Here is a 24,405-nt window from a genome sequence, read left to right on the forward strand (position 1 = left end):
AACGGGTCCGGACGCAAACTGGACTACACGTACACTCGGTCTTGGAGAGACCACCGATATTGGCATGATCGCGGTTCGATTCCGTGAATCGGCGTTACGGCGGCCATAGCGGCGAGGTGCCTCCCGTACCCATCCCGAACACGGAAGATAAGCTCGCCTGCGTTTCGGTCAGTACTGGAGTGGGCGACCCTCTGGGAAATCTGATTCGCCGCCACCATTCATACTTTCATCCAACCTCGAACAGCCACTGCCAGCCAGTGGCTGCTCGGGGTTTTCTGCATTTATAACGCTTCGATCCGATACAAGTGCTGATCCGTACCGCTATGCTTAAACGAACGCAGTAACAACGCTAAAACGCGCCAAGGTGGCAGAGTCCGGCCGAACGCAGCGGCCTGCAGAGCCGCCCACCGCCGGTTCAAATCCGGCCCTTGGCTCTCACACGTTACCCTAAAGCCCAAGACGACTACGTCTTGGCGACACCTCCTACTTTGAGACGCTATGTATGATTCCTGAGATGAATCTCCCGCGAGGAGTTCGTCTACTTCGAATCGGAGTCAGACTCGTCGCTTACTTCGAGGATCTCCGCCGCTACGTCTTTCACGTGCTGCTGGTGAGTAGTCGAAGTCTGGACGCTTTGGGCCGCATCAAGCTGGTCATTGACGACCGCGTTCTGCTGCGGTCCCCACGTCTCGGGGGATTCGGACTTGATGTATTCGACCCAGCGCTTGACACCTTCGATGCGCTGCTCACGGTTGCGTTCGTGTTTTGCATCCAGATGCTCACGCGCGTTTGAGTCGCTCATATTCGGCTTCGACGTTGAGTCGCGTTGCCCACTCTTCGAGGCGGGGCACACTAAGACTTTCCTCGAAGAGCGTGTAGAGGTGGACTGCATCCTCGACGTCCTTTTGCGCACTGAGGTAGAGTTTGTACGCGATCTGGAGTTCTAAGGGGCCTATCGGAATCGTCTTACCACCGATTCGGGCTGTGATAGCGTTTTCGAGGGACGCGCGATCGAATTCATCGCCCGCGAACTTGACTTCGAGGTGCGGCGTGACCTGATCCGTTGGCGCGACCCAGATGTTATCCCCGTTATCGAGCATCTCGTACATCGACGTGAGTGGCATTGCCGGTCCCCAGAACCCCTCTTCGTCCAGCATCGCGGCGAGTTCGTCTGCAGTCTCCTCGTCGATCTGTTCGATGAGGACGTCGACGTCCTCGGTAGAGCGCGCCCGACCAGCGAGTATGGAGACGTACCCCGCGATGTAGACGTGCTTGATGTCAAAATGACCGAGAATTTTGGAGAACCCAATCGCCATCTCGTCGAGCTGATTCGGTTCACGTTCGACGACGAGTGTTCCATTCCGTAGCTCGATACCGCCCATAGAGGTTCGTTTGCAGGTGGGCGCATAAATCGTCGGGACTGAGCAAACGCTTGCGTTTGCGATGTACGGCGAGTTCGCTGATCGAAGCGAGTGAAACGAGCGAAGAGACGAGACTCGCCGGAAGTCGGTGGTCAACTCCCAAATCCGACTTTGATTCCAGTAGTTGGTTCTCTGCTCCAGGGATCGTTCGGTACAGAGTGACCGAATCTTTTCCCGAGCGGGGGACTCGACCGTCATCGTCTCTCTTCGAGGTCGTCGATCGCTCGGTAGAACTGCTCGGTGTTAGCTGGATGCTCCGATGTCGCTTGGTCTTCTAGCACACCGATGTACTTCTCGAACTCGCCTCGGTCAGGATCGCCCGCGAGTACGCACTCGACGTATTCGTCGAGGGCGGACTGCAAGGCGTTAGCGTAGTGGTCGTACGCGGCGTCAATGCGGACTTCGTTATCGTCGATTCCCTCGAACAGCGCGCGATAGGCGGTCGCGGCTTCCAGGTAGCGCTCGCGCTCGCGGTACTGCTCAGCCAACTCGAAGAAATGCGAGAAGTCGATGGCGTCGGTGACGACCGGATAGTCCTGTGTGTGTCGGTCGAACAGTTGCTCGATTTCGGCGCGATACTCTTCGACAGATTTGTCGGTGTCGCCAAAGCGCGCGAGGAACCGATCACGGAGATCCAGATGCTCGGCGAGTACGTCGCGTAGGAATGTCCGGAGATCGTCGGCCGAGACGTTTTGGAGTACTGACTCCACACGTTCGCTCTCGTCTCGGGGTGTATCGGCGGCGATGTCCAGCAACACCGCGACAACGTGTTTGCATTCGCCAGCGCCATCGTAGGGACACGTACACCGAGCGTCGGTGGTCTTTTCTCCTCGTTCGACGGTCACGTCGTATTGAGACGATCCCTGCACGACGGAGGTGACGACATCGTCGAACCGTTCGATTCGCTGGATGCGCCCCTCGTTGCGGTACTTTTGCCCCCGCTCGAACACGGGATCAGTACACAGATTTCGGATGGCCTTTTCGTCGATGTTCATCTGTCGAGGAGTACTATGGACCTGAGGTCGTTTTGTTCCCTCGTCGTGTTGGCCTCCACCGTCAATCGCCGTCCCCGTACCAGTAGTGCCGCACTCTCGGATTGACCCGTATCAGGGCTTAGGATACGGCTATCATCCGAAATTAACTTCGTCTCAACCCTCGTGCTATCTAAAATGCTGCCGTAACTCGGGCCCTTGGATTTTCCGTTTTCAATGACGGCAGCTATCGGTTTGACCCGTTCATATGACGAGTGACTTCCTTCGAACAGTCGAGTCTCTCGTACTCGCTTCACGCAGAAGATTACGATCACTCTACATACAGCGCCGTCGGTCCAGTTGTTAGTAACAAAACATTTCACTGTCTGGGCCGGGACGATTCGAATACGATCGCTCCGCTCGCGCCGTGTGTTTCCTGCGTTCAGATCACGATCGTCGCTCCGCTCGTCACGAACTGTTCCTCGCAGAAGCGGGCCGGGCGCGATTTGAACACGCGACCGTCTGGTTAAAAGCCAGACGCTCTGCCAAACTGAGCTACCGGCCCTGTGTTCCCTACTTTCGGTGAGGAGCGGTTAAACGTTTCTTTCTTCGTCGCCCGGGACTGCTATTCGAAGTACTGTTCGAGTGCTTCGGTGACGATCCGGCCCGGATCGACGTCATCGACCGACGCACGACGGCGGAGATCGCGATAGGTCGTTGGCGAGAGGATAAGGCTGAGTTCGCCGAGGGTAACACCGTGATCCGCGAGGGCATGTTCGATGGAGTCGCCGTCGTTGATCATACTGGCGACGCTTCGGACGTCGCGGACTGTAAGGTCGCCATCAAGCGTTGCCCAGGCCAGAAGCAGCCGTGCTTCGCCGCCGACGCGGGCAATGTGTTTGGCAGCTGTCGGCGCGATCTGTCCGATCGCGACTTGTTTGCGTACCGAGCGCGGTAGATCGTGGACTCGAGCCCACTTCCGAATAAAGGAGACGGTCGCTTCGCCGCCGGCACGTTCGGCGGCTGCCTTGTAGGATCCCTCGCCGCGAACGAGTGCCGCGCAGGCGGCTGCCCCGCGGAGCATGTACAGGTGGTCGTCGTTGGTTGCACCGCCCGCAAACTGGCGGACGATCTCGGCGGCGTCCGCGAGGCTCTCGGGATCGTCGGGATCGAACTGGACGGCCTCGCGAGCGTGTGTTCCCGCGACCGACTCGTCGCCCCGGATGACCGGTGCGCCGACGGGTGATTCTCGGTCCGTCGGGATCGAACGACCGTTTTCACCGCGGCGGGAGGAACGATCTCCGGACCGGTTGTCAGTCATGCACCTGAATACGGGAGTGACGGTCAAAAAGGTCGTTGCCGTGGCGAAATTCTCGCACTACTCTTCGCGCTTCTCGGCGAGGTGTTCCCAGATTTCCGTACAGCCGGCTCCTTCTTCGATGTCGTCGAGGTGGGCGTCGTCGCGCTCTTTCGTCTCTTGCTCGAGCGGCTCCGGTTTGCATTCGGCTGCGTCTGTCATGGGACTCCCTTTGGACCACGACGGGATAAGTATCGCTTCGGCTGCAAGCGATACCCGCGCTCTGTCTTATGGGGTGATTATGCCGCTATCTCCGACGGGTGGTCGATCGAAACCGATTGTGAGTCGCCGAGCGATGTGGTGCTGCGGGGCGATGATGTACCCGTCTTATCCCGTGGCTCGAGTCATCACCAGTGCGGAAGGGGAACTAACGGCTCCGCACTGGGACCACGAACGCGAGTCTAGGCGGTCACAACGGGAGGGATAGCCGTCTCGGATGGGAACTCCCGGATCTCGACATCGGCCGAGCGGCGGTCGTCGTGGACCGTCAGCCGCAGTGTCGCTCGTTTCTGATCGAGTCGGCGTCGAGTTCTCTCGAGCCGTTTGGGGCAAAAACGGCCGGTAGGTGAGGCACGAACGCCGTCTCTGGTCGATGGTTCGTGGTCGTGCTGGTGGCTTTGGCACCGTTCGGCATTCGATCGAGGCCGACGACCCGGCCGATCCGCCGGGCGGTGGCTCCCAGCAACTCTCGCGCGCGGTGGGTACGCGGCCGGATGGAACGGTCGGTGAGCGGGTTCGGTTCCGGCCCTTCGGAGGCGGTGGCCGAACCCCGAGATCGATACGATGGACGAGTAGTATAAGTCGACTCGGCGAATTGACCCGACTGACATGTCCGATCGATTGCTGTCGGTCACTGCGCGCACGACGCTCGATTACGTCGAGGGGAAGGCAGTGGGCGAGACGTTCGAGTGGGAGTCGGTCGCCGTCGTCGACGCGACGGCCGATCGGGAGGATCCCGAGCGCGTCCGGCTCCGGCTCGAATTCGACAACCTCTCGGAGGAGTACGTCCCGAAGCATATGGAGGATCTCGAGTTGACGGCCGAACAGGCCCGGACGCTGGCCGCGGACCTCGAGAAACACGCGACTCGGGTCGAAGAGGCGACGAAAACGGAGTCGTGAGCGCCTGCCGTCGCAGGCTCTCGGCTTTTTCGCCCGGCGGGTGAACGAGCGACTGGTTCACGATGAGTATGGAGACGATCCACGACCTGTTCGAACACGGCCTCGAGGACATCTATCACGCGGAACACCAGCTGCTCGACGCGCTCGAGGAACTGGAGTCGAATACCGATCGCGACGAGATCGCACAGGCGTTTGCGGATCACCGCGAGGAGACACGGGGACAGATCGATCGACTCGAGGAGGTCTTCGACAGTTTCGGCGAGCCGCCGGAGAAAGAGGAGTGTGAAGGGGTTGAAGGGCTGCTCGAGGAGTACGAGGAGTTCACGGCGATGGAGCCGGACCAGGAGGTGATGGACTATCACAACATGGCGGCCGCCGAGAAGACCGAACACTACGAGATCGCGGCCTATGGGAACCTGATCCCGCTGGCCGACCAGCTCGGGATGGACGAGGCGGCCGATCTCCTCGAACAGAACCTCCGTGAGGAACAGGAAGCCCTCGAGGAGTTGAAAGAATTGACCGAGGAGTTCGAGATGGGCGCAATCCCGGCGGAGTGAGTCCCGTGGTGGCCGTCGACGCCGAGGGGCCGGCGGTCGATCCCGTTCGCTTCCGGGACGCGTACGGCTTTTACTGTTCGGCGTGTAACTTCTGGTTGTGACGACGTTCGTGCCGGAGGACGGCGAACGGGTATCGATCCGGCCCGCCGAGCGGGCGGACCTGCTCGCGGTCGTTCGCATCGAGAACGACTCGTTTTCCCAGCCCTGGCCGTACGACGCCTTCGAACGCTTTCTCGGTAATCCCGGGTTTCTGGTCGCCGAAACCGACGGCGAGATTGCTGGCTATATCGTGGCCGACGTGACCCAGCAGATCGGCCGCGCGCTGGGTCACGTCAAGGACATCGCCGTCCATCCCGACCACCGCGGTGCCGGCGTCGGTTCCGCACTGCTGTCCCGATCGCTCGGCGTCCTCGCGGCTCAGGGTGCGGGCACGGTCAAACTCGAGGTTCGCCGGTCGAACGACGGGGCCAAACGGCTCTATCGGGAGTTCGGGTTCGAGCCGCTCCGCCGGGTGCCGGCGTACTACGGCGACGGCGAGGACGCGATCGTGATGATCCGCAAAGTGGAGTAGCGGGACGTTTTACCGTCCGCGGCCGTAGCCTCGGGTATGGGATACGCCTGTCCGGTCTGTGACGCCGAGGAGGCCGACGCGGTCCATCTCGCGAACCATCTCGCGATCACTGCGTCGCTGGGCCGCGAGGAACACCGCGAGTGGCTCGAGGAACACGCGCCCGACTGGGCCGACTGTAGCCCCGAGGAACTCGGGGCGCGCGTCAGTCCACACGCCGAGGAGATCGACACGCCGGAGTTCGAGGGTCACGATCACGGCCACGGTCGCGAGCCGGGCCGTCCGGACTCGCTCGAGGGTGCCGTCAGCCGACAGAGCCGCGGCCGGGGCCGCGGCCGCGGCGACCTGACGGCCGAAGCGGCGGACGTTCTGCAGGAGGCCGCCGAGTTGACCCGCGAGATGCAGCCCTCGGACGGGGACGAGGGGGCCGACTCGACGGACGGCGGCGACGGGAACGAAAACGCGTAACTGCCAGTCGGCCGACCGTCCGAATATGCACACTGAGGGGCTGTTCAGCTTCGAGTCACCTGCCGAAGCGCGGGAGCGATACGAGTCGGTCGGACCCGCGGCACAGACGGTCGTCCGCGAGGTCGCGAAGGCCATGGAATTCGATCGTGAGGAGTACGACGACCGGGTCACCGGCGACGTCGTCGAAACGGCTCGAGACGCCCTCTTCGCCAATCTACTCGAGGTTCACGTCGGATCTCGCGAGGAGTACGAGGAGTGGTGCGAGGGGTACGACGGCGAGGTGACTGAAGTCGGCCACGAGGACGTCGACCGCGTCGTCTGGCACGCGGGACTGGACGGTACGGCCGTCGCCGCGACCTTCCAGAACGAGCCCGAGGCGGCGGTCGCGACGCTCCGTCGGCAGGCGTTCGGGCGGGTATACCGGGACGTAGTCGACCGGTCCTGAAACGGTTCGTGGCTCGACGAACGACCATCTATTACGGCCTCGAGTCCGCAGTAGTAGCCGATGACTGTACCCGACGAGTGGGCGTTGCTCGAGGAGCGAACCGAGTATGAGACGAGTTGGTACGACGGCGGTTACGACTTGCTCGAACAGCCCGACGGAACCGAAAAGCGCTACTACTGGGCCCAGCTGCCGGACGCGGTGGTCGTGGTCGCGCGGGTCGACGGGAGCGTTCTCGCCGACGCGGACGGCGACGGCGATCACCTCCTGTTCGTCGAGCAGTACCGGCCGACGATCCGCGAGACGCATCTCGAGTTGCCGGCGGGGATCGTCGAGGACGGCGAGTCCTACACGACGGCGGCGGCCCGCGAACTCGAGGAGGAGACCGGCTTCCGGCCCTCGAGTACGGCCCTGCTACAGGAGTACGCCGTCGCGACGGGCGTGTTGCGCCACGACCGCGGAATCGTCTACGCCGAGGGACTCGAGCCGGGTGAGCGGGAACTGGACAACAACGAGTTCCTCGAGGTCCGGACGGTACCGGTGAGCGAGGCGCTCGAGCGCGTCCGCGAGGGACCGACGAACGACGCGACCCTCTCGGGGTTGTTGTTGGCGAAGGAAGACGGCGTCCTCTGAGACGGACCGTCGAAATCGGTACGACGGGTGATTGCCGGGGATCTGTCGGGCTGTCGAGGGCCCAAACCCCGGTTCTTATTCGCGTCGACGCCTATCGTTCCGGTAATGGACGGCGAAATCTCCCCGGATGAGGTCAAGGAACTCGTAGAGGACGACGCGGACGTTCGGATCGTCGACATCCGCGACGAGCGGAGCTTCGCACACAGCCACATCCCCGACAGCGAGAACATTCCGTTCGATCGGCTCATGGACCGGCTCGAGGAACTCGAGGGCGAGGACCGTATCGTCACGGTCTGTCCCCACGGGAAGGCGAGCGTCCAGGCGGCCCAGCTCATCGGCACCTACGAGGGGACCGCCGACGCGCGCGTCGAGAGCATGGCGGGCGGGCTGGACAAGTACGGAATGAAGTTCGGGCTCGTCCGCGAGGACGACGGCGAGGACGACGAGGCCGAGCGGGAATCGCCCTTCTAACGCGGCCCCGATCGTATCGACTCGACCGATAGCGGTGGCTCCCAGTGGAGCGACGCGAAAAACGGATACTGAAGCGGCGACGCGGTCGTGGGTTCGGAAGTCGTCTCAGAGCATCGCGGGCATCAGGCGACGTTGAAGCCGCGGTCCCGAAGGAACTCCTCGATGCGGCCGGTGTGGTTGCCTTGGAGTTCGATCTGGTCGTCCTCGACGGTGCCACCACAGGCGAATTTTGATTTGAGATCCGACGAGAGACTGTCCAGATCGACGTCCTTCGGATCGAATCCTTCGACGATCGTTACCTCTTTCCCGTATCTGCGCTCGTCAATGCGGATGTTGAGTTGCTGTTGGCCCTTGGCCACGTCCTCGCAGACGCAGAGTTCCTCGGGCAGCCCGCACGTCGAGCAGACTTCCGACATTACGTTCGTTGGTATGAAACGGGCATATTAAACACTATCGGGACCCGCATGCCTTCGCGTGGTTCTTTTTCAAGGGGCGAGCCGGAGACGCGGGGAAATCGTGGTCGCTCTCCCCGCTTCCGGAATCATATGACCGTGGACACCCGGAGTCGCTGTCACTCTCGACGGCCGATCACCGGGAGCCGGTCCCGGGCGAGATCGTCGACGACCGCGATCGCCGCGTCGGCCTCCGCCCTGTCGACGCCCCCGCCGTAGGTCGCCCGTTCGTAGGCCTCGAGGACGCGCTCGAGGCGCGGATCCGTCGGTGGCTCGCCTTCGTCGGCGGCCGCGGCAAGGGCCGTCAGATACGCCCGGCCCGATTCCGAGCGTCGTCGGGGCCGGTACTGCCGAGCCAGCAGGCGCTCGAGGCGCTCGAACGCGCGTTCGGCGTCCCGGTTGGGATCGCGACGGGGGCCGTGCCAGTAGACGCCGACCTCGCGCCGGAGTCGTGCCAGCGCGCCGGTCCGACGCGCCCCTGCGGCAAGGCCGACGAGCGCCACCACCCCGAGTGCGACCGATTCGCGGGCGACGGCCGAGAGGCGCTCGAGCCAGGATCGCTCGTCCTCGCCGTCGACGGTAGTGCCGTTGAACGACGTCTCGGGGTCGTCGGTGTCGTTCGTCGCGTTGTCCTCGGGTTCCGTGTCGTTTTGGGGCTCCTGCACGTCGGACGGGTCGTTCGGTTCGGTTCCGTTCCCGTCGAAGGAGTCGGATCCGTCCCCATCTCGTGGGTCCTCGTCCGTTCCGGGATCGTTCCCGTCGATTGGCACGTCGGCGCTCTCGTCGGTGTCGGCGTTGTCGTTCCCGTTTGCGCGGGCCTCCTGCAGGCGGTCGGTGTGGACGTCGCTCCGCGTGCTGCTCGGCGTCGGATCGAACCGGACCCAGCCGTGATCGGGGAAGTAGGCCTCGACCCAGGAGTGGGCGTCGAGCCCGCGAACGACGTAGGTGTCGTCGTCGACCTGCTGGCCGGTCGTGTAGCCGGTGACGTAGCGGGCCGGAATCCCTTCCTCACGGAGCATCTGGGTCATCGTCGTCGCGAAGTAGACGCAGTAGCCCGCATCCATCTCCAGCAGGAACTTCTCGGCGACGTTGCCCGAGGGCTGGGACACCTCGAGCGAATAGCGCTTCGTCGACTCGAGGGCGTCCTCGATCGCGACCGCTTTGTCGTAGGGGGTGTCGGCGCCGGCAGTGATCTCGTCGGTTCGGTCGCCAAAGGTACTCGAGGTATCTTCGGGCGTCTGGAGATACGTGTCGGTGATCCGGTCGGGGTAGTCGGTCCCCGCGGCTCGAAGCGCCGCCGGACGCTGGTCGACGACAGCGCTCTCGACCGTGTAGCTCTCGCCCGGCTGGAGCGGTGTCTCGGGCCGGGGCTGGCCGTGTCTGGAGACGGTCGTCCGCCGCGTGATCTCGCCGCCGAGTTCGACCGGCTGGGGTGCGACGGGCATGATCCCGAGTTCCGTTTCGGCGGTGACGGTCTGTTTGACGGTCTCGGTGCTGTCGGGTGGCGAAGCCAGCCGTCCGTCGTACCGCTCGTCCTGTCCCGTCCGGACCCACTCGTCGCCGGTGAACCGGTCGTAGACTCCCGTCCGCCAGTAGGCGGGGTCGTCCGATTCGACGGTAAAGCGCACTTCCGGCGAGAGATCGACCTGGCCGGAGATCCCCGATCGCTGGGGTGCCGAGTCGATCGTCGCCTCGAGGGTCCCGGGTTCGCCCTGTGTCAGGTGTGTCGGCCCCGTCGGCTCGCCGGGGACGACCGAGACCGACAGCGAGAGCGCGACGGTCACCGCGAACAGGACCGCGAGCAGGTCCGCCTGTGCGATCGAGCCGCCACGGTGCCGGAGGTCGCCGAAGGCGACGGCACCGATGGCTGCGAGGGTGCCGGCGAGCGCGGCCGGTGTCCCCGCGTCCCCGGTCAGAACGAGAAAGCCCAGCGCCGCGCCGCCGGGGACGACGCTGGCGGCGTACCGGCCCCGGGCGGCGAGATACCACGAGAGGAACACGGGGGCGGGCGCGAACCCGAGCGTCCAGGTCCCTGCCTGTACCATTCGAAGCAACGGGAGCCCGGTCGCGAGCGCGACGGTGTCGGAAACGAGCTGGTCGGTCGCCGTGAGAACGGTACCGAGTTCGACGCCGGCCGACGTGAAGTAGTAGGCGAACCCGATCCCGGCCCCGACCGCGGCGACCATCGCCGCGGTCCGTGGGCGGATCAGCCCCGCGAGGATCGTCGCCGCGGCGAGGCTCAGGCCGACGATCGCCAGCAACGATCGACTACCGCCGACGACCTGTGTCACGCCGTACAGGACCGAGACGTACGACGCCGTCAGGACCAAGACACAGCCGAGTGCCAGCCAGCGGGCGACATCGACCGTCCCGTCGGTATCGATCGCGACCGTCCGCTCGCCGGCGTGGCTCGAGGCCTCCGTACTCATACGCTCACCCCCGATCGATTGCCGGGATCGGGATCGACCGGCCCGTCGTCTCCCATCCGGTCCGAACGATCCGTGCCGAACAGCCGACCGAAGGGAATCTCCCGGCCGTCGACCGTGATCGTCGTCCCGGTCGACTCGGTCCGGACCACGACGTCGGCGTCTCGGCGCTCTTCCTCGGGGAGTTCACCCGGTTCGGCGACGGCGAGCAGTCCGAGCAGGTCCCGGTGATGGGCACGGCCCGTTCCCGGTGGCTGTGTCGCGTCGGGTGTGACGAGCCCGACCGTCGCCCCCTGCTCGAGGAGGGCGGTCGCGACGCTGGCGGCGGCCGACGCCATCTCGTCGGCCCCGTCCTCGCGGTCGGTCGGGCAATCGGCGGCGATCGTGACGGCACCGACCGCGTCGTCGTCGGCGTACTCCGTGACGACGAGGTCCTCGTCGGGGCGTTTGGCCGCGCTCTTCCAGTGGACGTCGGCCATCGGATCGCCCCGTTGGTACGTCCGGAGATGGTCGAACTCCTCGCGGGTCCGTCGGTCGGCGACGCTGGCGAGCGTCCGCCGATCGACCGCGGGGCCGCCGTCGAGGGCCCGAACCCGGGGGTAGACCAGAACCGTCGCCGTCTCCTCGTATTCGAACTGCCGTTCGATCAGGCCGATGATGTCGCTGACGACTATCGATAGCGGTCCGACCCGATGGCGGCCGCGCGCCTCGAGTCGCAGGTCGTAGGCGAACGCCTCCTCGCCGTCGAGGGTCGTCTCCGCGTACGGGGCCGTGATCGCAGAGAGGCCGTCGCCGACGGTATCGGATACCGTCGCGGCGACGGTATCGTCGGTTTCGATCGCGACCGAAACCGTTCGTTCCTCGCCGATGAACCCCTCGGCGAGCGGACGGCGGGTCACGCGGGGCCGCTCGGCGCGGGCGACCACGACGGCGCCGGCGAGGAGGACGACGAGCAGCGGGACGACGACGGCGTTCAACGCACGTGGTCCGAACCGCCAGCTCATCGCGGTGGCCGCGAGGACGACGGCGACGGCGACCCAGCCGCGGCGCGTGAGTCTCATTCGACGGGGACGCGCTCGAGTGCGTCCTCGATGACCGCGATCCCGTCGCGGTCGCGACCGTTCGTCTTGATCCGATGGCCCAGGACGACCCGTGCCTCGGTCTCGATGTCGTCGGGAATCACGTACTCCCGACCGTTGGTGACCGCCCGGGCCTGGGCCGCTCGCAGCAGCGAGATCGTCCCGCGGGGACTGACGCCGATGTGGGCGTTCTCGCGGGTGTACGCCGCCAGCCGGGTGACGTACTCCCGGACCGGCTCGGCAACCTGTACCGTCGAGACGGTCTCGCGGGCGGCGACGAGGGTCTCGCGGTCGGTCACCGCCTCGAGGGAGTCGATGGGGTGATCGCCGACGGTCCGGCCGAGCAGTTCGGCCTCCTCGTCGGGGTCGGGGTAGCCCAGGCGGAGCTTCTTCATGAAGCGATCGACCTCGGCGAAGGGCAACTCGTAGGTCCGGTTGGGCTCGACGGCGTTCTGGGTCGCGATCACGGTAAAGGGTGTCGGCAGCTCGCGGGTCCGGCCGTCGGTGGTGACCTGCTCTTCCTCCATCGCCTCGAGCAGGGCCGCTTGGGTCTTCGGCGGCGCGCGGTTGATCTCGTCGCCGAGAACGATGTTGCCGAAGACGGGGCCGGGCTGGAACTCGAACTCGCGGGTCTTCTGGTTGAAGACGTTGACGCCGGTCACGTCGGTCGGGAGGAGATCGGGGGTAAACTGGACCCGACTGAACGAACAGTCGACGGATCTGGCGATCGAGCGCGCGAGCATGGTCTTGCCGACTCCCGGCACGTCCTCGAGCAGGACGTGGCCGCGGCCGAGCAAGGCGGTGACGACGTGTTCGACGGCGTCGTCGTGCCCGACGATGACGTCGGCGACGTTTCGCTCGATGTCGTCACAGAGCCGTTCGACGGTGTCGATCCGGAGGGTTTCGCCGTCGGTCGGCGGATCGGTACTCGCGTCCGGCGTCGGATTGGCATCGGTCATACTCTCGTCACTGGCCGCGGGGAGGCGGGCGACTCGGCCGTTACTACGACATCCGGCGCTCCGAGACATATGTTTTGTGTCGCAGGAATTACTACTCGTATGAGACGTATCGGCGGCCAGTCGACCGATCGTCGCTCGAACCCGTTGATCGACGGTGCCGAAGCTATCCGGCTAGCAGTCGGAAAACGATACCTCCGTTCGGGACGACCTAGAGCCGCTCGACGTTAGTCGCGCGTGGCCCCTTCTCGGCCTCCTCGATGTCGAACTCCAGCTCCTGCCCCTCCTCGAGGTCAGGACCGCCGATGTCCTCCATGTGGAAGAACACGTCCTCGTCCGCGTCGTCAGTTTCGATGAAGCCGTAGCCGCCAGTGTCGTTGAAGAAGTCGACCGTACCTTTCGCCATTGCAAGTGTACAAAGCCGCGACGAAGATATAAAACTTCGGGACCCCGTCCGCAGGACACCCCCGAGAAGCCGGTCGTTACCGCCAGCAGTCGCCGATTACCATGATTTGCAGTCCGGACAGACGAGGTCGCCGTCCGCGCGCCAGACCCGGTCGACCGCGGTCTCACAGTGGTTGCACGTGTACGTTCCCCACGCGTACGTCGAGCGGACGCGTGCCCTATCGCCGGGGCTCGCGTCGTCGCTCCCTGACTCCGTCTCGGCTCCGGCCCCGTCGCCCGACTCGGTGGCCGCCTCCTCGTCGTCGAACGCCGAGAGCGTCGCGTCCTCAGTCACGGGCCAATGTTAGAGCGGGAGCGGTTTAATCGCTCCGACGATGCTGTGTGGTCGACCGGCCGGGCGGGACCGGCACGGACAAGTAGCCCCGATAACAACCCCCGCATATGGACACCATCACACCGTTGAACATCGTCGTGGACAACCTCACCGAGATGACCGAACTCTTCAGTGACGTCGCCGCGGGGGACGGGCTCGCGCCGTTGCTGGTCCTGATCGGTGGCCTCCTCGTCGCCTTCTCGCTGGCCGTCTTCGGCGCGCTCACCCTCGGCGCGGTCGGTGACCTCTTTACTGCGAACTGACTGCGAGTCGCTTTTCAGCCGTCGGTACTCGCCCGAGCCAGCGCCTCGCTCGCCCGTTCGACCGCGTCCTCGAGGTCCGGCCCCAGCGGCGAACCGACGACGATCCCGTCGACGTGTTCGAGTGCCGCCCCGAACCGGTCGGCGACCGTCTCGGTCGTCCCGGCGATGCAGAAGGCGTCGATCATCGCCGGCGTGACGCGGCCGAACGCCTCGGGTAGGTCACCCCGCTCGAGGGACTCGCTCACCGCGCTCGCGGCCTCCCGGTCGATGTCGTGGCGCTCGAGGACCGGCTCGGCGGCCCCACCGACGATGAAGGCGACGGGCGGCCGGGCCGCCTCGCGGGCCTCGCTCTCGTCGGCGGCGACGCTGACGCTGGCGAAGGCAAGCGACTCGAACGCGCCGCGGTCGTCCGAGCGTTCGGCGAGTCCTTGCCCTAGCTGCGCCGCGCTCCACTCGAGGTCTTTCGGATGGGCGGCGTTTATCAACACGCCGTCGGCGTGTTTCGCGCTCATTCGGAGCATGTGCGGGCCCTGTGCGCCGACGTAGACCGGGATCTCACCGGCCGGCTCGAGGTTCAGCGAGGCGTCCCGCGCGGTGAAGGTCCCCTCGTGGGTGACCGTCTCGCCGTCCCAGAGGTCCCGTGCGAGGTCGAACGTCTCGAGGACGCGCCGGAGCGGGCTGTCGCGCTCGATGCCCAGGTTCGACAGCGAGGAGCGGTCGCCGGCGCCGACGCCGAAGACCGCCCGCCCGTCGCTGATCTCGTCGATCGTCGCCGTCTGCGAGGCGAGTTTCACCGGATGGGTCTCGTAGGGGTTGACGACGCCCGGGCCAAGCTGCAGGTCGTCGGTGGCGTCGGCCATCCGCGAGAGGACGACGAACGGATCGCGGTTGAAGTAGTGGCCGCTCGCGAACGCGACGTCGAACCCCTCGTCCTCCGCGAGCTCGGCCAGGTCGGCGAGCCGCTCGGGCGGGTGTTCGGGCGTGAGTTCGATGCCCCAGGTCGATCCGGTATCGTCGCTCATGCGTCGACCCTCCACTCCCGCAGCGCCTGTCGAATCAGGTCGTCGTCGACCGACCGGAAGAGTTCGTCGCTGCCCTCGTGGTCGCCGAACTCCCAGTCGCGGACGACGACGGCCGGGGTCCCGCCCGCGCCCTCGCCGGTCACGAGGTTCGCGGCGGCGGCGAGTTCGTCGATCACCGACTGGACGGTGACGCCGAGTTCGTGGCCGTCTCGGTCCGCCTCGCCGCGCCAGTCACGGCTGGCGGGCAGCCCGGCCCAGCCGATCGCGACGCCGGTCTGGCCGTGCCGGAACGGTCGGCCGCAGGTGTCGGTCACCACGACGCCGACGTCATCGTAGCCCCGCTCCGCGAGCCCCGAACGGATCCGCTCGGCGCTCTCGCTTGGTTTGCGCGGCAACAGGAGGATGTCGTGATCGGGCACGTTCGAGCGGTCGATCCCCGCGTTCGGCGCGATATGGCCGAAGCGCGTCTCAGCCAGCAGGAACGGACAGTCGATCAGCAGCTCCGCACTCTCCTCTAAGACTGCCTGTGCGAACCGCGGGTCCTTCTCCTCGCCCGCGACCGATTCGATCCGGCCGGCGATCTCCTCGGCCCGTCCGCTGACGGGGTAGTCCTCGAGATCCGCCGTCCGTCCCTCGGCCTTCGAGACGATCGTACTCGCGACCGTGAGTACGTCGCCCGGCTCGAGGTCGACCCGATCCGCGACGAGGGCGGCGATGTCGTCGCCGGGGCGGACCTCGGGCAGGTCCGCCACGCCGTTGAGTTCCATACCGGTGGGTGGGGAAGCGGCGTCAAAAGGGCACCGTCACCGGAGACTTCGGCCAGTGGCGGTGGGTCGGTCCGATCGGGTTCGGGCTCCGACCGCGTCCGATTACAGCGGCTCTCGATCGTGATCGAACAGCGTCCCCGGCCCGTCGAACGCGTCCTTGAACCCGGCCGCTCCGCAGGCGTCCCACAGCGTCGCGCCGTTGCTCGTGATCACCGGGATCCCGAGTCGCGACTCGAGGTCGTCGACCACGGCTAGCGACCGGTAGTTCGTACAGGAGACGAAGACGGCGTCGACGTCGTCGCCGTCGACCGCCTCGAGTACCTGCCGGGCGGCGTCGTCTGGGGTCAGCGCGCCGATGTCCGTATTCGCCGCGAGCCCGCGGCCGTCGATCGAGGCGACGTCGACGCCCGCGTCCTCGAGGAACGCCCGCTCCCGGTCGTCGAGTTCCGTGGTGTACGGCGTCGCGACCGCGATCCGCTCGGCCTCGAGGGCCTCGAGCGCGCGGACGACCGACCGAGCGGTCGCGACCGCGGGGACGCCGGCCGCCTCCTGCAGTCGGGCCTCGAGTTCGATGTCGAACCCGGGGCCATGCAGGAGGCTCCCGGTCGTACAGGCGTAGGCGACCGCGTCGACGTCGGCGTGGCCGAGGAGTTCGGCGGCCCGCGCCGCGTCGTCGCTCATCGCGTCGAGTTCGTCGACGGTGACCGACTCGAGGGCCATCCGCGCGCCGTGGACGGTGATCCCGTCAGGGAGGAACGCCCGGAACTCCGGTTCGGCCGTCGTGTTCGACGAGGGGACGATCAGCCCAAGTCGGCCGCCGCGGTCGGCATCGGCGTCAGTCATCGGCCTCTCCGTCGCCGCGATCGTCCGGATCGCCGTGCCCGCCGCCGCCGGGCGTCCGTACGGTGACAGTCGTCCCGGCGTCGACGTCGACCGTCGTCTTCGCGGGCACCGCTTCGCCATCGATCAGGTTCTCGCCGGTCGCGCCGTCCTCGCCGCCCGCGACGCCCTTCGGCGCGTGGCGGCGGCGCTCGGTCAGCAGCGACACCGTCGCCGGCGTTTCGACGGTCACCGAACGCTCGAGGCCCTCGCCGCCCCGATGGCGGCCGCGACCGCCGCTGCCCTCGCGGAGCGCGTAGCGCTCGACCCGCAGCGGGTACTCCGTCTCGAGGGACTCGACGGGCGTGTTGAGCGTGTTGGTCATGCCGACCTGGACGCCGTCCATCCCGTCGCGCTCGGCGCGCGCACCGAAGCCGCCGCCGATCGTCTCGTAGTAGGCGAAGGAGCCGTCCCGTGCGCCGATGGTGAGGTTGTTCATCGTGCCCTGTCCCTGCGCGGGGACGCGATCGGGGGCGGCCTCGGCCAGCGCGGTGAAGACCACGTCGGTGACCCGCTGGCTGGTCTCGACGTTGCCGCCGACCACGGCGGCCGGCGCGGTCGGATTCAGTAGCGACCCCTCGGGCGCGCTGACGCTCACCGGCTCGTAACAGCCGTGATTCGGCGGGATCTCGGGGTCGGTGAGGCAGCGAACGACGAAGTAGACGGCGCTCGTCGCGACCGAAAGCGGCGCGTTGAGGTTGCCCGCGACCTGCGCGGCCGTTCCCGAGAAATCGACGTCGATCGACTCGTCCTCGATCGTCACCGTGGCCCTGATCTCGACGTCCTCGTCGGTCACGCCGTCGCCCTCGAGGACGTCGGTCGCCTCGTAGGTCCCGTCGGGGAGGGCCGCGATCTCGTCCGCGAGGCGCTCGCGGGAGTAGTCGATCACGGCGTCGAACCCCGCGAGGACCGTTTCGCGGCCGTGGTCGTCGAAGAGGTCGGCGAGTCGCTTCTCCGCGCGTTCGTTGGCGGCCTGCTGGGCGCGCAGGTCCGCCCGGCGCTCGTCGGGGTTGCGGACGTTCGCGAGAACGAGCGAGCGGACTTCCGTCTGGGGCTCGCCGCCCGCGACGAGCCGGGTCGGCGGGAGCCGGAGCCCCTCCTGGTAGATCTCCTCCGCGCCCGCGGGCATGCTCCCGGGAGTCATTCCGCCCACGTCGGCGTGGTGGGCTCGAGAGACGGCGTAGCCGACGATCTCCCGATCCCCGTCGCCGTTCTCGCCCTCGGAACCGGCTTCGTCTCGATCGGGGGCGATCGGCGAGACCATCGTCACGTCCGGCAGGTGTGTGCCGCCGGTGAAGGGATCGTTGAGGACGAACACGTCTCCGGGCTGTGGGTCGTGTTCGTGAACGGCCGCGACGGCGGCCGGTATCGCGCCCAGATGGACCGGGATGTGTTCGGCCTGTGCGACCATCCGCCCGTCGGCGTCGAACAGCGCCGTCGAGCAGTCCCGCCGTTCCTTGATGTTCGGCGAGTACGCGCCCCGGATCAACGTCTGGCCCATCTCCTCGGCGACGCTCTCGAGTTGGTTCCGCAGGACCTCGAGGGTCACCGGATCGATACCCCCGCTCGCGTCCGTCATTGCGACTCACCTCCTCTTGTCATGACGAGCGTTCCGTCGGCGAGGATCTCGCCGTCCCAGTTCGGGGGGACGACCGTCGTACTCTCCGCCTGCTCGAGTACTGCCGGCCCCGGGACCGACGCGCCGGTCTCGAGTCGCTCCCAGTCGTACACCGTCGTCTCGCGTGCGCCGGCCTCGGGGAAGTGTGCCTCCCGGGTGCCGACGACGGCAGCACCGCTGCCCTCGTGGCTGATCCCCGGTTCGGTCCCCGGAATCGTCGCCGTCGTACGGAGGTTGACGACCTCGATCGATTCGTCCATCGCGTAGCCGTAGGTCCGCTCGTGGGCCTCGTGGAAGCGGTCTGCGACCGCCGCCGCGTCGAACGTCTCGCTGACGGGGACCGTCAACTCGAAGCTCTGGCCCGCATACCGGCAGTCGGCGGCCCGCTCGACTCGTGCCGCGTCCCGATCGGACGCATCCGCGAGGACGTCGGCCACGAGGTCGTCGTAGACGGCCTCGAGCGTCGTCGGGTCCGCACCCTCGAGGTCGACGCCGACCGTTCGCACGGCGTCGTAACTTTCGTCGGCCGCGAGCAGGCCAAAGGCCGACAGCACCCCGCCCGGTCGCGGAACGACGACTCGATCGACCGACAGCGAATCGGCCAGTGCCGCGGCGTGCATCGGTCCCGCACCACCGAAGGCCACGAGCGCGAACTCGCGAGGGTCGTGGCCGCGCTCGACGGTCACCGAGCGAATCGTCCGCGTCATCGTCGCGTTCGCCACCCGGTAGACGCCCTGTGCCGCCTCGAGGGGCCCCTCGAGGCCCGCTTCGTCGGCCAGTCGGCCGAGCGCATCGCGGGCTGCCTCGACGTCGAGGGTCATCTCGCCGCCCAGTGCGGTCTCGGGGCCGATGTAACCCAGGACGACGTTGGCGTCCGTGACGGTCGGTTCAGTCCCGCCACGGCCGTAGCAGGCGGGGCCCGGCTGGGAGCCCGACGATTCCGGGCCGACACGGAGCGCGCCGCCCGAATCGACCCACGCGATCGAGCCGCCGCCCGCGCCGACGGTGTTGACGTCGACCATGGGCGTCCGGATCGGCAGTCCGTCGATTTCGGCATCGGTCGTCCGTTCTGCCCGACCGTCCCGGACGAGGCTCACGTCGCTCGAGGTGCCGCCCATGTCGAAGGTCACGAGCCCCTCGACATCGTCGTCGTCGACGGTCGCCGCGGCACCGACGACGCCGGCGGCAGGGCCTGATAGCGTCGTCGTGACGGCATGTTCGCACACGGTTTCGGGATCGGCGATCCCACCGTTGGCCTGCATGATCCGCGGTGCGGGGATGCCGGCGTCGCCGGCCTCGTCGACCAGCTGGCCGACGTAGGTATCGATCGCCGGGCGGACGTAGGCATCGACCGCGGTCGTCGACGTCCGCTCGAACTCGCGAAACTCCGCGAGTACCTCATGGGACGCCGAAACCGGCACGGCAAGTTCCTCGCGCAGCGTCTCGGCGACCACCCGCTCGTTTTCGGGATCCGCGTAGGCGTGCAACAGTGAAACTGCGACCGCCTCGACGTTGCGCTCGCGCAGCGTCGCCGCCAGCTCGCGGACCTCGCTCTCGGCGACCGGTCGCTCGAGCCCATCGGCGGTCGTCCGTTCGTCGATCTCGAACCGCCGGTCGCGGGGCACCAGCGGCTCCGGCTTCTCGGCCTCGAGATCGTACAGATCGGGCCGGTCCTGCCGGCCGATCTCGAGGACGTCCCGGAACCCCTCGGTGGTCACCAGCGCCGTCTCCGCGCCGCCGCGCTCGAGGAGGGCGTTGACCGAGACGGTCATCGCGTGGGCGAAGCCGTCGATCTCGCCGGGCTCGATGCCGGCGTCGTCGCAGGCCTTCTCGATCCCCTCGAGGACGCCGACGTGCTGGGGGTCGGTCGAGGGCACTTTGGCGGTGACGAGCCGGTCGTCGAGCGAGAGCGCCACATCGGTGAAGGTGCCGCCGACGTCGACGCCGATGCGAGTCCCGTCGCCGTCTCGAGTCGATTCGTTCGTCATTGCGTCCGCGTTCACGTCGCGTGCGTTTGAACCTGTCATTCGAATTCAGACGAGGAGGACGTCGTAGAGCGTTCGGAGGCCGATACCGACCACGACGAGCGTGACGAGCCCCCCGAGGACGTTCTGGAGGGTGGTGTTGGTGTACTCGCCGAGCAGGTCGCGGTTGTTCATCGCGTAGATGAGGAAGACGGCGAGGATCGGCAACAGGAGCCCGTTGGCGACCTGTGCGAAGACGATCACCTGCACGGGGTTGTAGTCCAGTGCGGAGAAGACGATCCCGACGCCGAGGATGGTCATCCAGATCGCCCGGAACCGCATCGAGGTCAGGTCCCGCTCCCAGCCCAGCGCGCCGGCGGTGGCGTAGGCACCGGCCAGCGGCGCGCTCATCGCGCTCGTGAAGCCGGCCGCGAACAGGCCGATCGCGAAGAAGGTCAGCGCGTAGCCGCCAAAGACCGGCTCGAGCTGGTCGGCCATCTCGCCGACGCCGGTGATCTGGGTTCCCTCGGGGAAGACGGCGGCGGCCGTGACGACGATCGCCGTCGTGATCAGGCCGCCGACGATGACCATCCCGATCGTGTCGGTCCGACACTCCGCGAGGTCCTCGGGACCGTCCCATCGCTCCTGAACGGTACTCGCGTGCAAGAACAGGTTGTAGCCGACGACGGTCGTCCCGACGAGACCGGCGATGAGGTAGGCCGATCCCTCCGGCACCGCGGGGACGAGCCCGGTCGCGAGCGACCCGAAATCGGGCCTGACCATGACGGCATTGAGCAGGAAGGCCCCGCCCATGATACCGACGAGGCCGATGAAGACCCGCTCGATCAGTTTGTAGCTGCCGGTCCACAGTAGCGCGCCGGCGACGATCCCCATGATGGGACCCCAGACGTTCTCGCTGATACCGGTGATCGTCGACAGCCCGGCCGCGCCGCCGACGATGTTGCCCGTCTGGAACGCCGCCGTTCCGATGCCGATCGCGCTCACCACGAGCGCGATCGAGATCGTCCGCGGCACCGGATTGTCGAACTCGTCTCGGAACGCTTCACCCAGCCCTTCCTGCGTGATCAGTCCCAGCCGTGCGCTCATCTCCTGGAGGACGATCGTCGCGATGATCGAGAACGCGATCGTCCACACGAGCAGATAGGCGTACTCCGCGCCGATCACGCTCGCGGTCGTTACCGTTCCCGGACCGACGAACGCCGCCGCGACGAGCGCGCCCGGTCCGATTGCCTTGAGGCGGTCAATGACTCCCATGCTGTGTAGTCACATTCCTCACTCGACGACACCCTCAAAAGGGTTGTTGAGAACCGAACATACGTTTTCTCCAGCGTGGTTCATCGATACGGACACCGTATGAAGTCGTATGAAAAAGTATGTGTACCCGGGCGGCACTGCCGACCACGTCGGCAACCGCTTGTTCTCGGCACCTCAGTCGGCCGGCCGCTCGGTTACGATCGCCTTCGAAACCCCGTCCTCGAGATCGATCTCGGTGGGTAACTCGGCGGTACTGCGTTCGATGAACCGGGTCATGAACCAGCGGATGGCCTCGGAGGGGAAGACGAGGTGATAGACGCCGTCGCCCTCCTCGCGGACGTCGAGGAAGCCACAGAACGCGAGCCACTCGAGGAGGTCGCCGACTGCATCGAACCGGGCCGCGTACTCGCGGGCGTGGTAGTCGGAGACCCGATCGGCCGCCGTGACGAACGCCGGATCGGGATCGCCGCCGGCATAACAATGCTCGAGGAAGGCATGCAGGAAGTCGATGTCCAGCAGGACGTGTTCCCCGGAGGCGAGCATCCGGTAGTACTGTTCGAGGTTCTCGCTGGGCTGTTCGTTGGCCGCCTCGAAGTTCGCCACGTAGAAGGCGAGCGCACGGCGGACCACTTCACTCTGGCCGCCGCCGGTCTCCTCGACCAGCGTCTCGAGGGCCGCAGCCGAGTCGTCGTCGAGCGATACCGTTACGCGCCGTGTCATACTCTCACGGGGGGACCCGAGACGGGTATAGTTCACGCTCGAGTGGCGCTGCCCTCACCCTCCCCGGTTCGCAACTCGACGGTCACGTCCCCATCAACGACGGTCGCGACGAACATCGTCTCGTGAGTCGTGGGTGCAGCGCCGGTAGCGCTCCCCGGATTGAGTAGCCGGATGTGACCGGCGGCCCGGCCCCCGTCGGCCGGCCGGGACTCGTCGAACGCGACGGTCTCGTCGACCACCGCGTGGGTGTGACCGGCGACGGCAACGAGATTCGTGTCGGCCGTCGCGTCCGCGTTCTCGCGGGCCGTCTCGACGACTCGCTCCCGCCAGCTACCCGACGATCCGTCGCCGTGAGTGACGACGAACCGCACGCCGTCGACCTCGAGCGTGGCCGTCTTCGGCACGTCGAGCGTCGCCGGATCCACGTTCCCCAGCACGGCAGTCAGCTCGCCATCCGTGCGGTCGACGATCCGCTCGTAGGCCCCGAACGACTCGAAATCGCCGGCATGGATGGTGTGGTCGGCGGCCGCTATCTCGGTGACGACCCACGCGGGAAGCTCCGGCTCTCGAGTGGGTACGTGGGTGTCGGAAACGATCGCGATACGTGTCATGGCCGTGCGTTCGTCGGCAGTCTGGAAAAGCGTTCGTCAGCGGACGACGAGGGGGCGTCCGTCTCGCTCGCTGACGGCCGGTTTCGGGTCGTCTGCCTCGGCGTTCCCAACGGCGCGTTCGAAAGCGACACGTTCCCGGTCGCCGTGGGCCATCGTATGTGCCCGGACACCGACACCACGAGCGGCGATTCGGCTCACGTCGTCACCGCGTTCCTCCGCCATCGGAGTGACGTTCTTTGCTTGCGCCGCAGCGATGCCGTCGGCACCTACCGGGGCCAGTGGGGCGGCGTCTCCGGGTTCGCGGAGGGTAACCCCGACGACCAGGTCCGCACGGAGATCCGCGAGGAGACCGGCCTCGAGCCCGGCGAGACGATCTCGTTCGTTCGGTCCGGACGGCCAGTCGAATTCGAGGATGCCGATCTCGAGCGCGAGTGGGTCGTCCACCCGTACCTGTTCGACTGTAACACCCGCGAGGTCGAGTTGAGCGAGGAACACGACGCCGCCGAGTGGGTCCCGCCGACCGCAATCTTCGAGGACGACCGCGAGACGGTCCCGAAACTGTGGACCGCCTACGAGCGGGTCGCACCGACGGTCCGGTCGATCGCGGCCGACGACGAACACGGGGCCGCTGCCCTCTCGCTGCGCGCGCTCGAGGTGCTGCGCGATCGCGCGGGGCTGCTCGTCGCGGAGCGGGCGGCGAGCAGCGAGGGAACGGAGAGCCCTCGAGCGAACGGGGAACCCGTGAGCGAGGCGACATCGTCGCCTCGGAACGGCGAGCGGGACACCCGCGAATCCGGCCCCCAGCCCGCCGACGAATGGGACGAACTCGCCGAACTCGCGGGCCGACTACTCGAGGCCCGCCCGTCGATGGCCGTCCTCCGGAACCGGGTCAACCGGGCGATGGCCGGCGCTGCCGGGGCTGACGGCGATCGACGGGACGCATCGGCCGTCCTCGAGTCGGCGCTGTCGACCATCGACCGTACCCTCGCAGCCGATACCGAAACCGCGGCGATCGCCGCCGATCGGCTCGGCGGCAGCGTCGCGACCCTCTCGCGGTCGGGGACCGTCCTCGAGGCGCTCGAGACGGGCGAGCCATCCCGGATCTTCGTCGCGGAGTCCCGCCCCGCCCGCGAGGGGATCGACGTCGCCGAACGGCTGGCGGCGACGACCGATTGCACCGTGACGGTCCATACCGACGCGGCCGTCGCGGCCGTCCTCGCGCGTGACGACGTCGACCGGGTCGTCGTCGGTGCCGACACCGTCCTCCCCGACGGCTCGGTGGTGAACAAGACCGGGACCCGCACGCTCGCGGTCGCCGCCGCTCGTGAGGGGGTCCCGGTGTCGGTCGTCGCCGCCACGGCCAAGGTCTCGACCAGCGAGGCCGTCAACCTCGAGTCCGGCGACCGGTCGGCGGTGTACGATGGCGACGCCGCGATCGACGCGCTGAACCCGACCTTCGACGTGACGCCGGCCGACTGCGTGACCGAGATCGTCACCGAGCGCGGGGTACTCGAGCCCGCCGAAATCGATGCCGTCGCGGACGAACTACGCGATCTCGAGGCGTGGTAGTCAGTCAGTTCTCGCTGTG

Annotated in this window: 28 protein-coding genes, 2 tRNA genes and 1 rRNA gene; 11 read left to right on the top strand and 20 right to left on the bottom strand. The window is 66.8% G+C overall.

All coding sequences use genetic code 11. The features are described from left to right. Nucleotides 1-95 precede the first annotated feature (95 nt). Together rrf and NATPE_RS01110 are read left to right on the top strand one after the other, a co-directional pair. Nucleotides 96-217: ribosomal RNA gene (gene rrf, locus NATPE_RS01105) — 5S ribosomal RNA — on the top strand. Nucleotides 218-358: 141 nt separating this feature from the next. Then, nucleotides 359-434: transfer RNA gene (locus tag NATPE_RS01110), tRNA-Cys, on the top strand. Nucleotides 435-538: 104 nt separating this feature from the next. Here NATPE_RS01110 and NATPE_RS01115 read toward each other — a convergent pair. The 6 genes from NATPE_RS01115 to NATPE_RS22515 all read right to left on the bottom strand — a co-directional run bounded on the left by NATPE_RS01115 (nucleotide 539) and on the right by NATPE_RS22515 (nucleotide 3,911). Continuing rightward, a complete protein-coding gene (locus NATPE_RS01115; protein WP_006180465.1) occupies nucleotides 539-802 on the bottom strand; it encodes a hypothetical protein in 264 nt (87 codons plus the stop codon). Continuing rightward, nucleotides 780-1,382, bottom strand: coding sequence for a hypothetical protein (locus tag NATPE_RS01120; RefSeq protein ID WP_006180464.1), 603 nt, complete (start codon nucleotides 1,380-1,382; stop codon nucleotides 780-782). Before NATPE_RS01120 ends, NATPE_RS01115 begins: the two co-directional genes overlap by 23 nt. Before the next feature lie 233 nt (nucleotides 1,383-1,615). Further along, nucleotides 1,616-2,416, bottom strand: coding sequence for an SWIM zinc finger family protein (locus tag NATPE_RS01125; RefSeq protein ID WP_006180463.1), 801 nt, complete (start codon nucleotides 2,414-2,416; stop codon nucleotides 1,616-1,618). Between the two features lie 467 nt (nucleotides 2,417-2,883). Then, nucleotides 2,884-2,957: transfer RNA gene (locus NATPE_RS01130), tRNA-Lys, on the bottom strand. Between the two features lie 60 nt (nucleotides 2,958-3,017). Next, complete coding sequence (locus tag NATPE_RS01135) at nucleotides 3,018-3,713, bottom strand: DUF7119 family protein (protein WP_006180462.1); 696 nt, start codon at nucleotides 3,711-3,713, stop codon at nucleotides 3,018-3,020. 57 nt (nucleotides 3,714-3,770) lie between these two features. Continuing rightward, nucleotides 3,771-3,911, bottom strand: a complete 141-nt coding sequence (locus NATPE_RS22515; RefSeq protein ID WP_006180461.1) for a hypothetical protein — start codon at nucleotides 3,909-3,911, stop codon at nucleotides 3,771-3,773. Nucleotides 3,912-4,577: 666 nt separating this feature from the next. Here NATPE_RS22515 and NATPE_RS01145 point away from each other — a divergent pair. The 7 genes from NATPE_RS01145 to NATPE_RS01175 all read left to right on the top strand — a co-directional run bounded on the left by NATPE_RS01145 (nucleotide 4,578) and on the right by NATPE_RS01175 (nucleotide 8,007). Continuing rightward, nucleotides 4,578-4,868, top strand: a complete 291-nt coding sequence (locus NATPE_RS01145) for a DUF6360 family protein (RefSeq protein WP_006180460.1) — start codon at nucleotides 4,578-4,580, stop codon at nucleotides 4,866-4,868. Between the two features lie 62 nt (nucleotides 4,869-4,930). Next, entirely contained in the window at nucleotides 4,931-5,425 is a 495-nt protein-coding gene (locus NATPE_RS01150; RefSeq protein WP_049804856.1) for a DUF892 family protein, read from the top strand. 97 nt (nucleotides 5,426-5,522) lie between these two features. Next, on the top strand, nucleotides 5,523-5,996 hold the full coding sequence (gene rimI / locus NATPE_RS01155; RefSeq protein ID WP_006180458.1) for a ribosomal protein S18-alanine N-acetyltransferase: 474 nt from the start codon (nucleotides 5,523-5,525) through the stop codon (nucleotides 5,994-5,996). A gap of 36 nt (nucleotides 5,997-6,032) precedes the next feature. Next, nucleotides 6,033-6,461, top strand: coding sequence for a DUF5810 domain-containing protein (locus tag NATPE_RS01160; RefSeq protein WP_006180457.1), 429 nt, complete (start codon nucleotides 6,033-6,035; stop codon nucleotides 6,459-6,461). Nucleotides 6,462-6,486: 25 nt separating this feature from the next. Beyond that, entirely contained in the window at nucleotides 6,487-6,906 is a 420-nt protein-coding gene (locus tag NATPE_RS01165) for a DUF5809 family protein (RefSeq protein WP_006180456.1), read from the top strand. A gap of 60 nt (nucleotides 6,907-6,966) precedes the next feature. Beyond that, a complete protein-coding gene (locus NATPE_RS01170; RefSeq protein ID WP_006180455.1) occupies nucleotides 6,967-7,536 on the top strand; it encodes an NUDIX hydrolase in 570 nt (189 codons plus the stop codon). 105 nt (nucleotides 7,537-7,641) lie between these two features. Then, nucleotides 7,642-8,007, top strand: a complete 366-nt coding sequence (locus NATPE_RS01175) for a rhodanese-like domain-containing protein (protein ID WP_006180454.1) — start codon at nucleotides 7,642-7,644, stop codon at nucleotides 8,005-8,007. 122 nt (nucleotides 8,008-8,129) lie between these two features. Here NATPE_RS01175 and yciH read toward each other — a convergent pair whose 3' ends face one another. The 6 genes from yciH to NATPE_RS01205 all read right to left on the bottom strand — a co-directional run bounded on the left by yciH (nucleotide 8,130) and on the right by NATPE_RS01205 (nucleotide 13,659). Then, entirely contained in the window at nucleotides 8,130-8,423 is a 294-nt protein-coding gene (gene yciH, locus NATPE_RS01180; protein WP_006180453.1) for a stress response translation initiation inhibitor YciH, read from the bottom strand. A gap of 155 nt (nucleotides 8,424-8,578) precedes the next feature. After that, nucleotides 8,579-10,888: a DUF3488 and transglutaminase-like domain-containing protein gene (locus NATPE_RS01185; protein ID WP_006180452.1), complete on the bottom strand. Its 2,310-nt coding sequence runs from the start codon at nucleotides 10,886-10,888 to the stop codon at nucleotides 8,579-8,581. Beyond that, complete coding sequence (locus NATPE_RS01190; protein ID WP_006180451.1) at nucleotides 10,885-11,946, bottom strand: DUF58 domain-containing protein; 1,062 nt, start codon at nucleotides 11,944-11,946, stop codon at nucleotides 10,885-10,887. The genes NATPE_RS01185 and NATPE_RS01190 overlap by 4 nt, the downstream gene beginning before the upstream one ends. Beyond that, nucleotides 11,943-12,923 (bottom strand): AAA family ATPase, encoded by a 981-nt coding sequence (locus NATPE_RS01195; RefSeq protein WP_006180450.1) that lies wholly within the window; start codon nucleotides 12,921-12,923, stop codon nucleotides 11,943-11,945. Before NATPE_RS01195 ends, NATPE_RS01190 begins: the two co-directional genes overlap by 4 nt. 208 nt (nucleotides 12,924-13,131) lie before the next feature. Beyond that, nucleotides 13,132-13,326 carry a cold-shock protein gene (locus NATPE_RS01200; protein ID WP_006180449.1) on the bottom strand — a complete coding sequence of 65 codons (195 nt, stop codon included), beginning with the start codon at nucleotides 13,324-13,326 and terminating at the stop codon, nucleotides 13,132-13,134. Between the two features lie 96 nt (nucleotides 13,327-13,422). Further along, the gene (locus NATPE_RS01205) at nucleotides 13,423-13,659 is read right to left on the bottom strand and encodes a DUF7573 domain-containing protein (RefSeq protein WP_006180448.1); all 237 of its coding nucleotides are present in this window, start codon (nucleotides 13,657-13,659) and stop codon (nucleotides 13,423-13,425) included. A 107-nt stretch (nucleotides 13,660-13,766) separates the two neighbouring features. On the opposite strand from NATPE_RS01205, the gene NATPE_RS01210 reads away from it, so the two are divergent. Further along, a complete protein-coding gene (locus tag NATPE_RS01210) occupies nucleotides 13,767-13,961 on the top strand; it encodes a hypothetical protein (protein ID WP_006180445.1) in 195 nt (64 codons plus the stop codon). Nucleotides 13,962-13,975: 14 nt separating this feature from the next. Here the strand turns inward: NATPE_RS01210 and NATPE_RS01215 are convergent, their stop codons facing one another. The 8 genes from NATPE_RS01215 to NATPE_RS01250 form a co-directional block, all read right to left on the bottom strand. Next, a complete protein-coding gene (locus tag NATPE_RS01215; RefSeq protein ID WP_006180444.1) occupies nucleotides 13,976-14,983 on the bottom strand; it encodes a 5,10-methylenetetrahydromethanopterin reductase in 1,008 nt (335 codons plus the stop codon). Further along, the gene (locus NATPE_RS01220; protein ID WP_006180443.1) at nucleotides 14,980-15,750 is read right to left on the bottom strand and encodes a coenzyme F420-0:L-glutamate ligase; all 771 of its coding nucleotides are present in this window, start codon (nucleotides 15,748-15,750) and stop codon (nucleotides 14,980-14,982) included. Before NATPE_RS01220 ends, NATPE_RS01215 begins: the two co-directional genes overlap by 4 nt. A gap of 102 nt (nucleotides 15,751-15,852) precedes the next feature. Continuing rightward, complete coding sequence (locus tag NATPE_RS01225; RefSeq protein ID WP_006180442.1) at nucleotides 15,853-16,593, bottom strand: maleate cis-trans isomerase family protein; 741 nt, start codon at nucleotides 16,591-16,593, stop codon at nucleotides 15,853-15,855. Continuing rightward, a complete protein-coding gene (locus tag NATPE_RS01230; RefSeq protein ID WP_006180441.1) occupies nucleotides 16,586-18,208 on the bottom strand; it encodes a hydantoinase B/oxoprolinase family protein in 1,623 nt (540 codons plus the stop codon). The genes NATPE_RS01225 and NATPE_RS01230 overlap by 8 nt, the downstream gene beginning before the upstream one ends. Next, nucleotides 18,205-20,235 carry a hydantoinase/oxoprolinase family protein gene (locus NATPE_RS01235; RefSeq protein WP_081597647.1) on the bottom strand — a complete coding sequence of 677 codons (2,031 nt, stop codon included), beginning with the start codon at nucleotides 20,233-20,235 and terminating at the stop codon, nucleotides 18,205-18,207. Before NATPE_RS01235 ends, NATPE_RS01230 begins: the two co-directional genes overlap by 4 nt. Before the next feature lie 45 nt (nucleotides 20,236-20,280). Further along, nucleotides 20,281-21,486, bottom strand: coding sequence for an Nramp family divalent metal transporter (locus NATPE_RS01240; RefSeq protein ID WP_006180438.1), 1,206 nt, complete (start codon nucleotides 21,484-21,486; stop codon nucleotides 20,281-20,283). Between the two features lie 174 nt (nucleotides 21,487-21,660). Continuing rightward, a complete protein-coding gene (locus NATPE_RS01245) occupies nucleotides 21,661-22,206 on the bottom strand; it encodes a ribbon-helix-helix protein, CopG family (RefSeq protein ID WP_006180437.1) in 546 nt (181 codons plus the stop codon). A gap of 32 nt (nucleotides 22,207-22,238) precedes the next feature. Beyond that, nucleotides 22,239-22,817, bottom strand: coding sequence for a metallophosphoesterase family protein (locus NATPE_RS01250; protein WP_006180435.1), 579 nt, complete (start codon nucleotides 22,815-22,817; stop codon nucleotides 22,239-22,241). A gap of 156 nt (nucleotides 22,818-22,973) precedes the next feature. On the opposite strand from NATPE_RS01250, the gene NATPE_RS01255 reads away from it, so the two are divergent. Beyond that, nucleotides 22,974-24,386 (top strand): NUDIX domain-containing protein, encoded by a 1,413-nt coding sequence (locus NATPE_RS01255; RefSeq protein WP_006180434.1) that lies wholly within the window; start codon nucleotides 22,974-22,976, stop codon nucleotides 24,384-24,386. Nucleotides 24,387-24,405: the final 19 nt, after the last annotated feature.

It is taken from the genome of Natrinema pellirubrum DSM 15624, from assembly GCF_000230735.2.
Taxonomy (GTDB): domain Archaea; phylum Halobacteriota; class Halobacteria; order Halobacteriales; family Natrialbaceae; genus Natrinema; species Natrinema pellirubrum.

What these genes read in the sequence shown, in the direction of transcription:
- NATPE_RS01115 (WP_006180465.1), bottom strand. Translation starts at nt 802, where the DNA reads ATGAGCGACTCAAACGCGCGTGAGCATCTGGATGCAAAACACGAACGC.
- NATPE_RS01120 (WP_006180464.1), bottom strand. Translation starts at nt 1,382, where the DNA reads ATGGGCGGTATCGAGCTACGGAATGGAACACTCGTCGTCGAACGTGAA.
- NATPE_RS01125 (WP_006180463.1), bottom strand. Translation starts at nt 2,416, where the DNA reads ATGAACATCGACGAAAAGGCCATCCGAAATCTGTGTACTGATCCCGTG.
- NATPE_RS01135 (WP_006180462.1), bottom strand. Translation starts at nt 3,713, where the DNA reads ATGACTGACAACCGGTCCGGAGATCGTTCCTCCCGCCGCGGTGAAAAC.
- NATPE_RS22515 (WP_006180461.1), bottom strand. Translation starts at nt 3,911, where the DNA reads ATGACAGACGCAGCCGAATGCAAACCGGAGCCGCTCGAGCAAGAGACG.
- NATPE_RS01145 (WP_006180460.1), top strand. Translation starts at nt 4,578, where the DNA reads ATGTCCGATCGATTGCTGTCGGTCACTGCGCGCACGACGCTCGATTAC.
- NATPE_RS01150 (WP_049804856.1), top strand. Translation starts at nt 4,931, where the DNA reads ATGAGTATGGAGACGATCCACGACCTGTTCGAACACGGCCTCGAGGAC.
- NATPE_RS01160 (WP_006180457.1), top strand. Translation starts at nt 6,033, where the DNA reads ATGGGATACGCCTGTCCGGTCTGTGACGCCGAGGAGGCCGACGCGGTC.
- NATPE_RS01165 (WP_006180456.1), top strand. Translation starts at nt 6,487, where the DNA reads ATGCACACTGAGGGGCTGTTCAGCTTCGAGTCACCTGCCGAAGCGCGG.
- NATPE_RS01170 (WP_006180455.1), top strand. Translation starts at nt 6,967, where the DNA reads ATGACTGTACCCGACGAGTGGGCGTTGCTCGAGGAGCGAACCGAGTAT.
- NATPE_RS01175 (WP_006180454.1), top strand. Translation starts at nt 7,642, where the DNA reads ATGGACGGCGAAATCTCCCCGGATGAGGTCAAGGAACTCGTAGAGGAC.
- yciH (WP_006180453.1), bottom strand. Translation starts at nt 8,423, where the DNA reads ATGTCGGAAGTCTGCTCGACGTGCGGGCTGCCCGAGGAACTCTGCGTC.
- NATPE_RS01185 (WP_006180452.1), bottom strand. Translation starts at nt 10,888, where the DNA reads ATGAGTACGGAGGCCTCGAGCCACGCCGGCGAGCGGACGGTCGCGATC.
- NATPE_RS01190 (WP_006180451.1), bottom strand. Translation starts at nt 11,946, where the DNA reads ATGAGACTCACGCGCCGCGGCTGGGTCGCCGTCGCCGTCGTCCTCGCG.
- NATPE_RS01195 (WP_006180450.1), bottom strand. Translation starts at nt 12,923, where the DNA reads ATGACCGATGCCAATCCGACGCCGGACGCGAGTACCGATCCGCCGACC.
- NATPE_RS01200 (WP_006180449.1), bottom strand. Translation starts at nt 13,326, where the DNA reads ATGGCGAAAGGTACGGTCGACTTCTTCAACGACACTGGCGGCTACGGC.
- NATPE_RS01210 (WP_006180445.1), top strand. Translation starts at nt 13,767, where the DNA reads ATGGACACCATCACACCGTTGAACATCGTCGTGGACAACCTCACCGAG.
- NATPE_RS01215 (WP_006180444.1), bottom strand. Translation starts at nt 14,983, where the DNA reads ATGAGCGACGATACCGGATCGACCTGGGGCATCGAACTCACGCCCGAA.
- NATPE_RS01220 (WP_006180443.1), bottom strand. Translation starts at nt 15,750, where the DNA reads ATGGAACTCAACGGCGTGGCGGACCTGCCCGAGGTCCGCCCCGGCGAC.
- NATPE_RS01225 (WP_006180442.1), bottom strand. Translation starts at nt 16,593, where the DNA reads ATGACTGACGCCGATGCCGACCGCGGCGGCCGACTTGGGCTGATCGTC.
- NATPE_RS01230 (WP_006180441.1), bottom strand. Translation starts at nt 18,208, where the DNA reads ATGACGGACGCGAGCGGGGGTATCGATCCGGTGACCCTCGAGGTCCTG.
- NATPE_RS01235 (WP_081597647.1), bottom strand. Translation starts at nt 20,235, where the DNA reads ATGACGAACGAATCGACTCGAGACGGCGACGGGACTCGCATCGGCGTC.
- NATPE_RS01240 (WP_006180438.1), bottom strand. Translation starts at nt 21,486, where the DNA reads ATGGGAGTCATTGACCGCCTCAAGGCAATCGGACCGGGCGCGCTCGTC.
- NATPE_RS01245 (WP_006180437.1), bottom strand. Translation starts at nt 22,206, where the DNA reads ATGACACGGCGCGTAACGGTATCGCTCGACGACGACTCGGCTGCGGCC.
- NATPE_RS01250 (WP_006180435.1), bottom strand. Translation starts at nt 22,817, where the DNA reads ATGACACGTATCGCGATCGTTTCCGACACCCACGTACCCACTCGAGAG.
- NATPE_RS01255 (WP_006180434.1), top strand. Translation starts at nt 22,974, where the DNA reads ATGTGCCCGGACACCGACACCACGAGCGGCGATTCGGCTCACGTCGTC.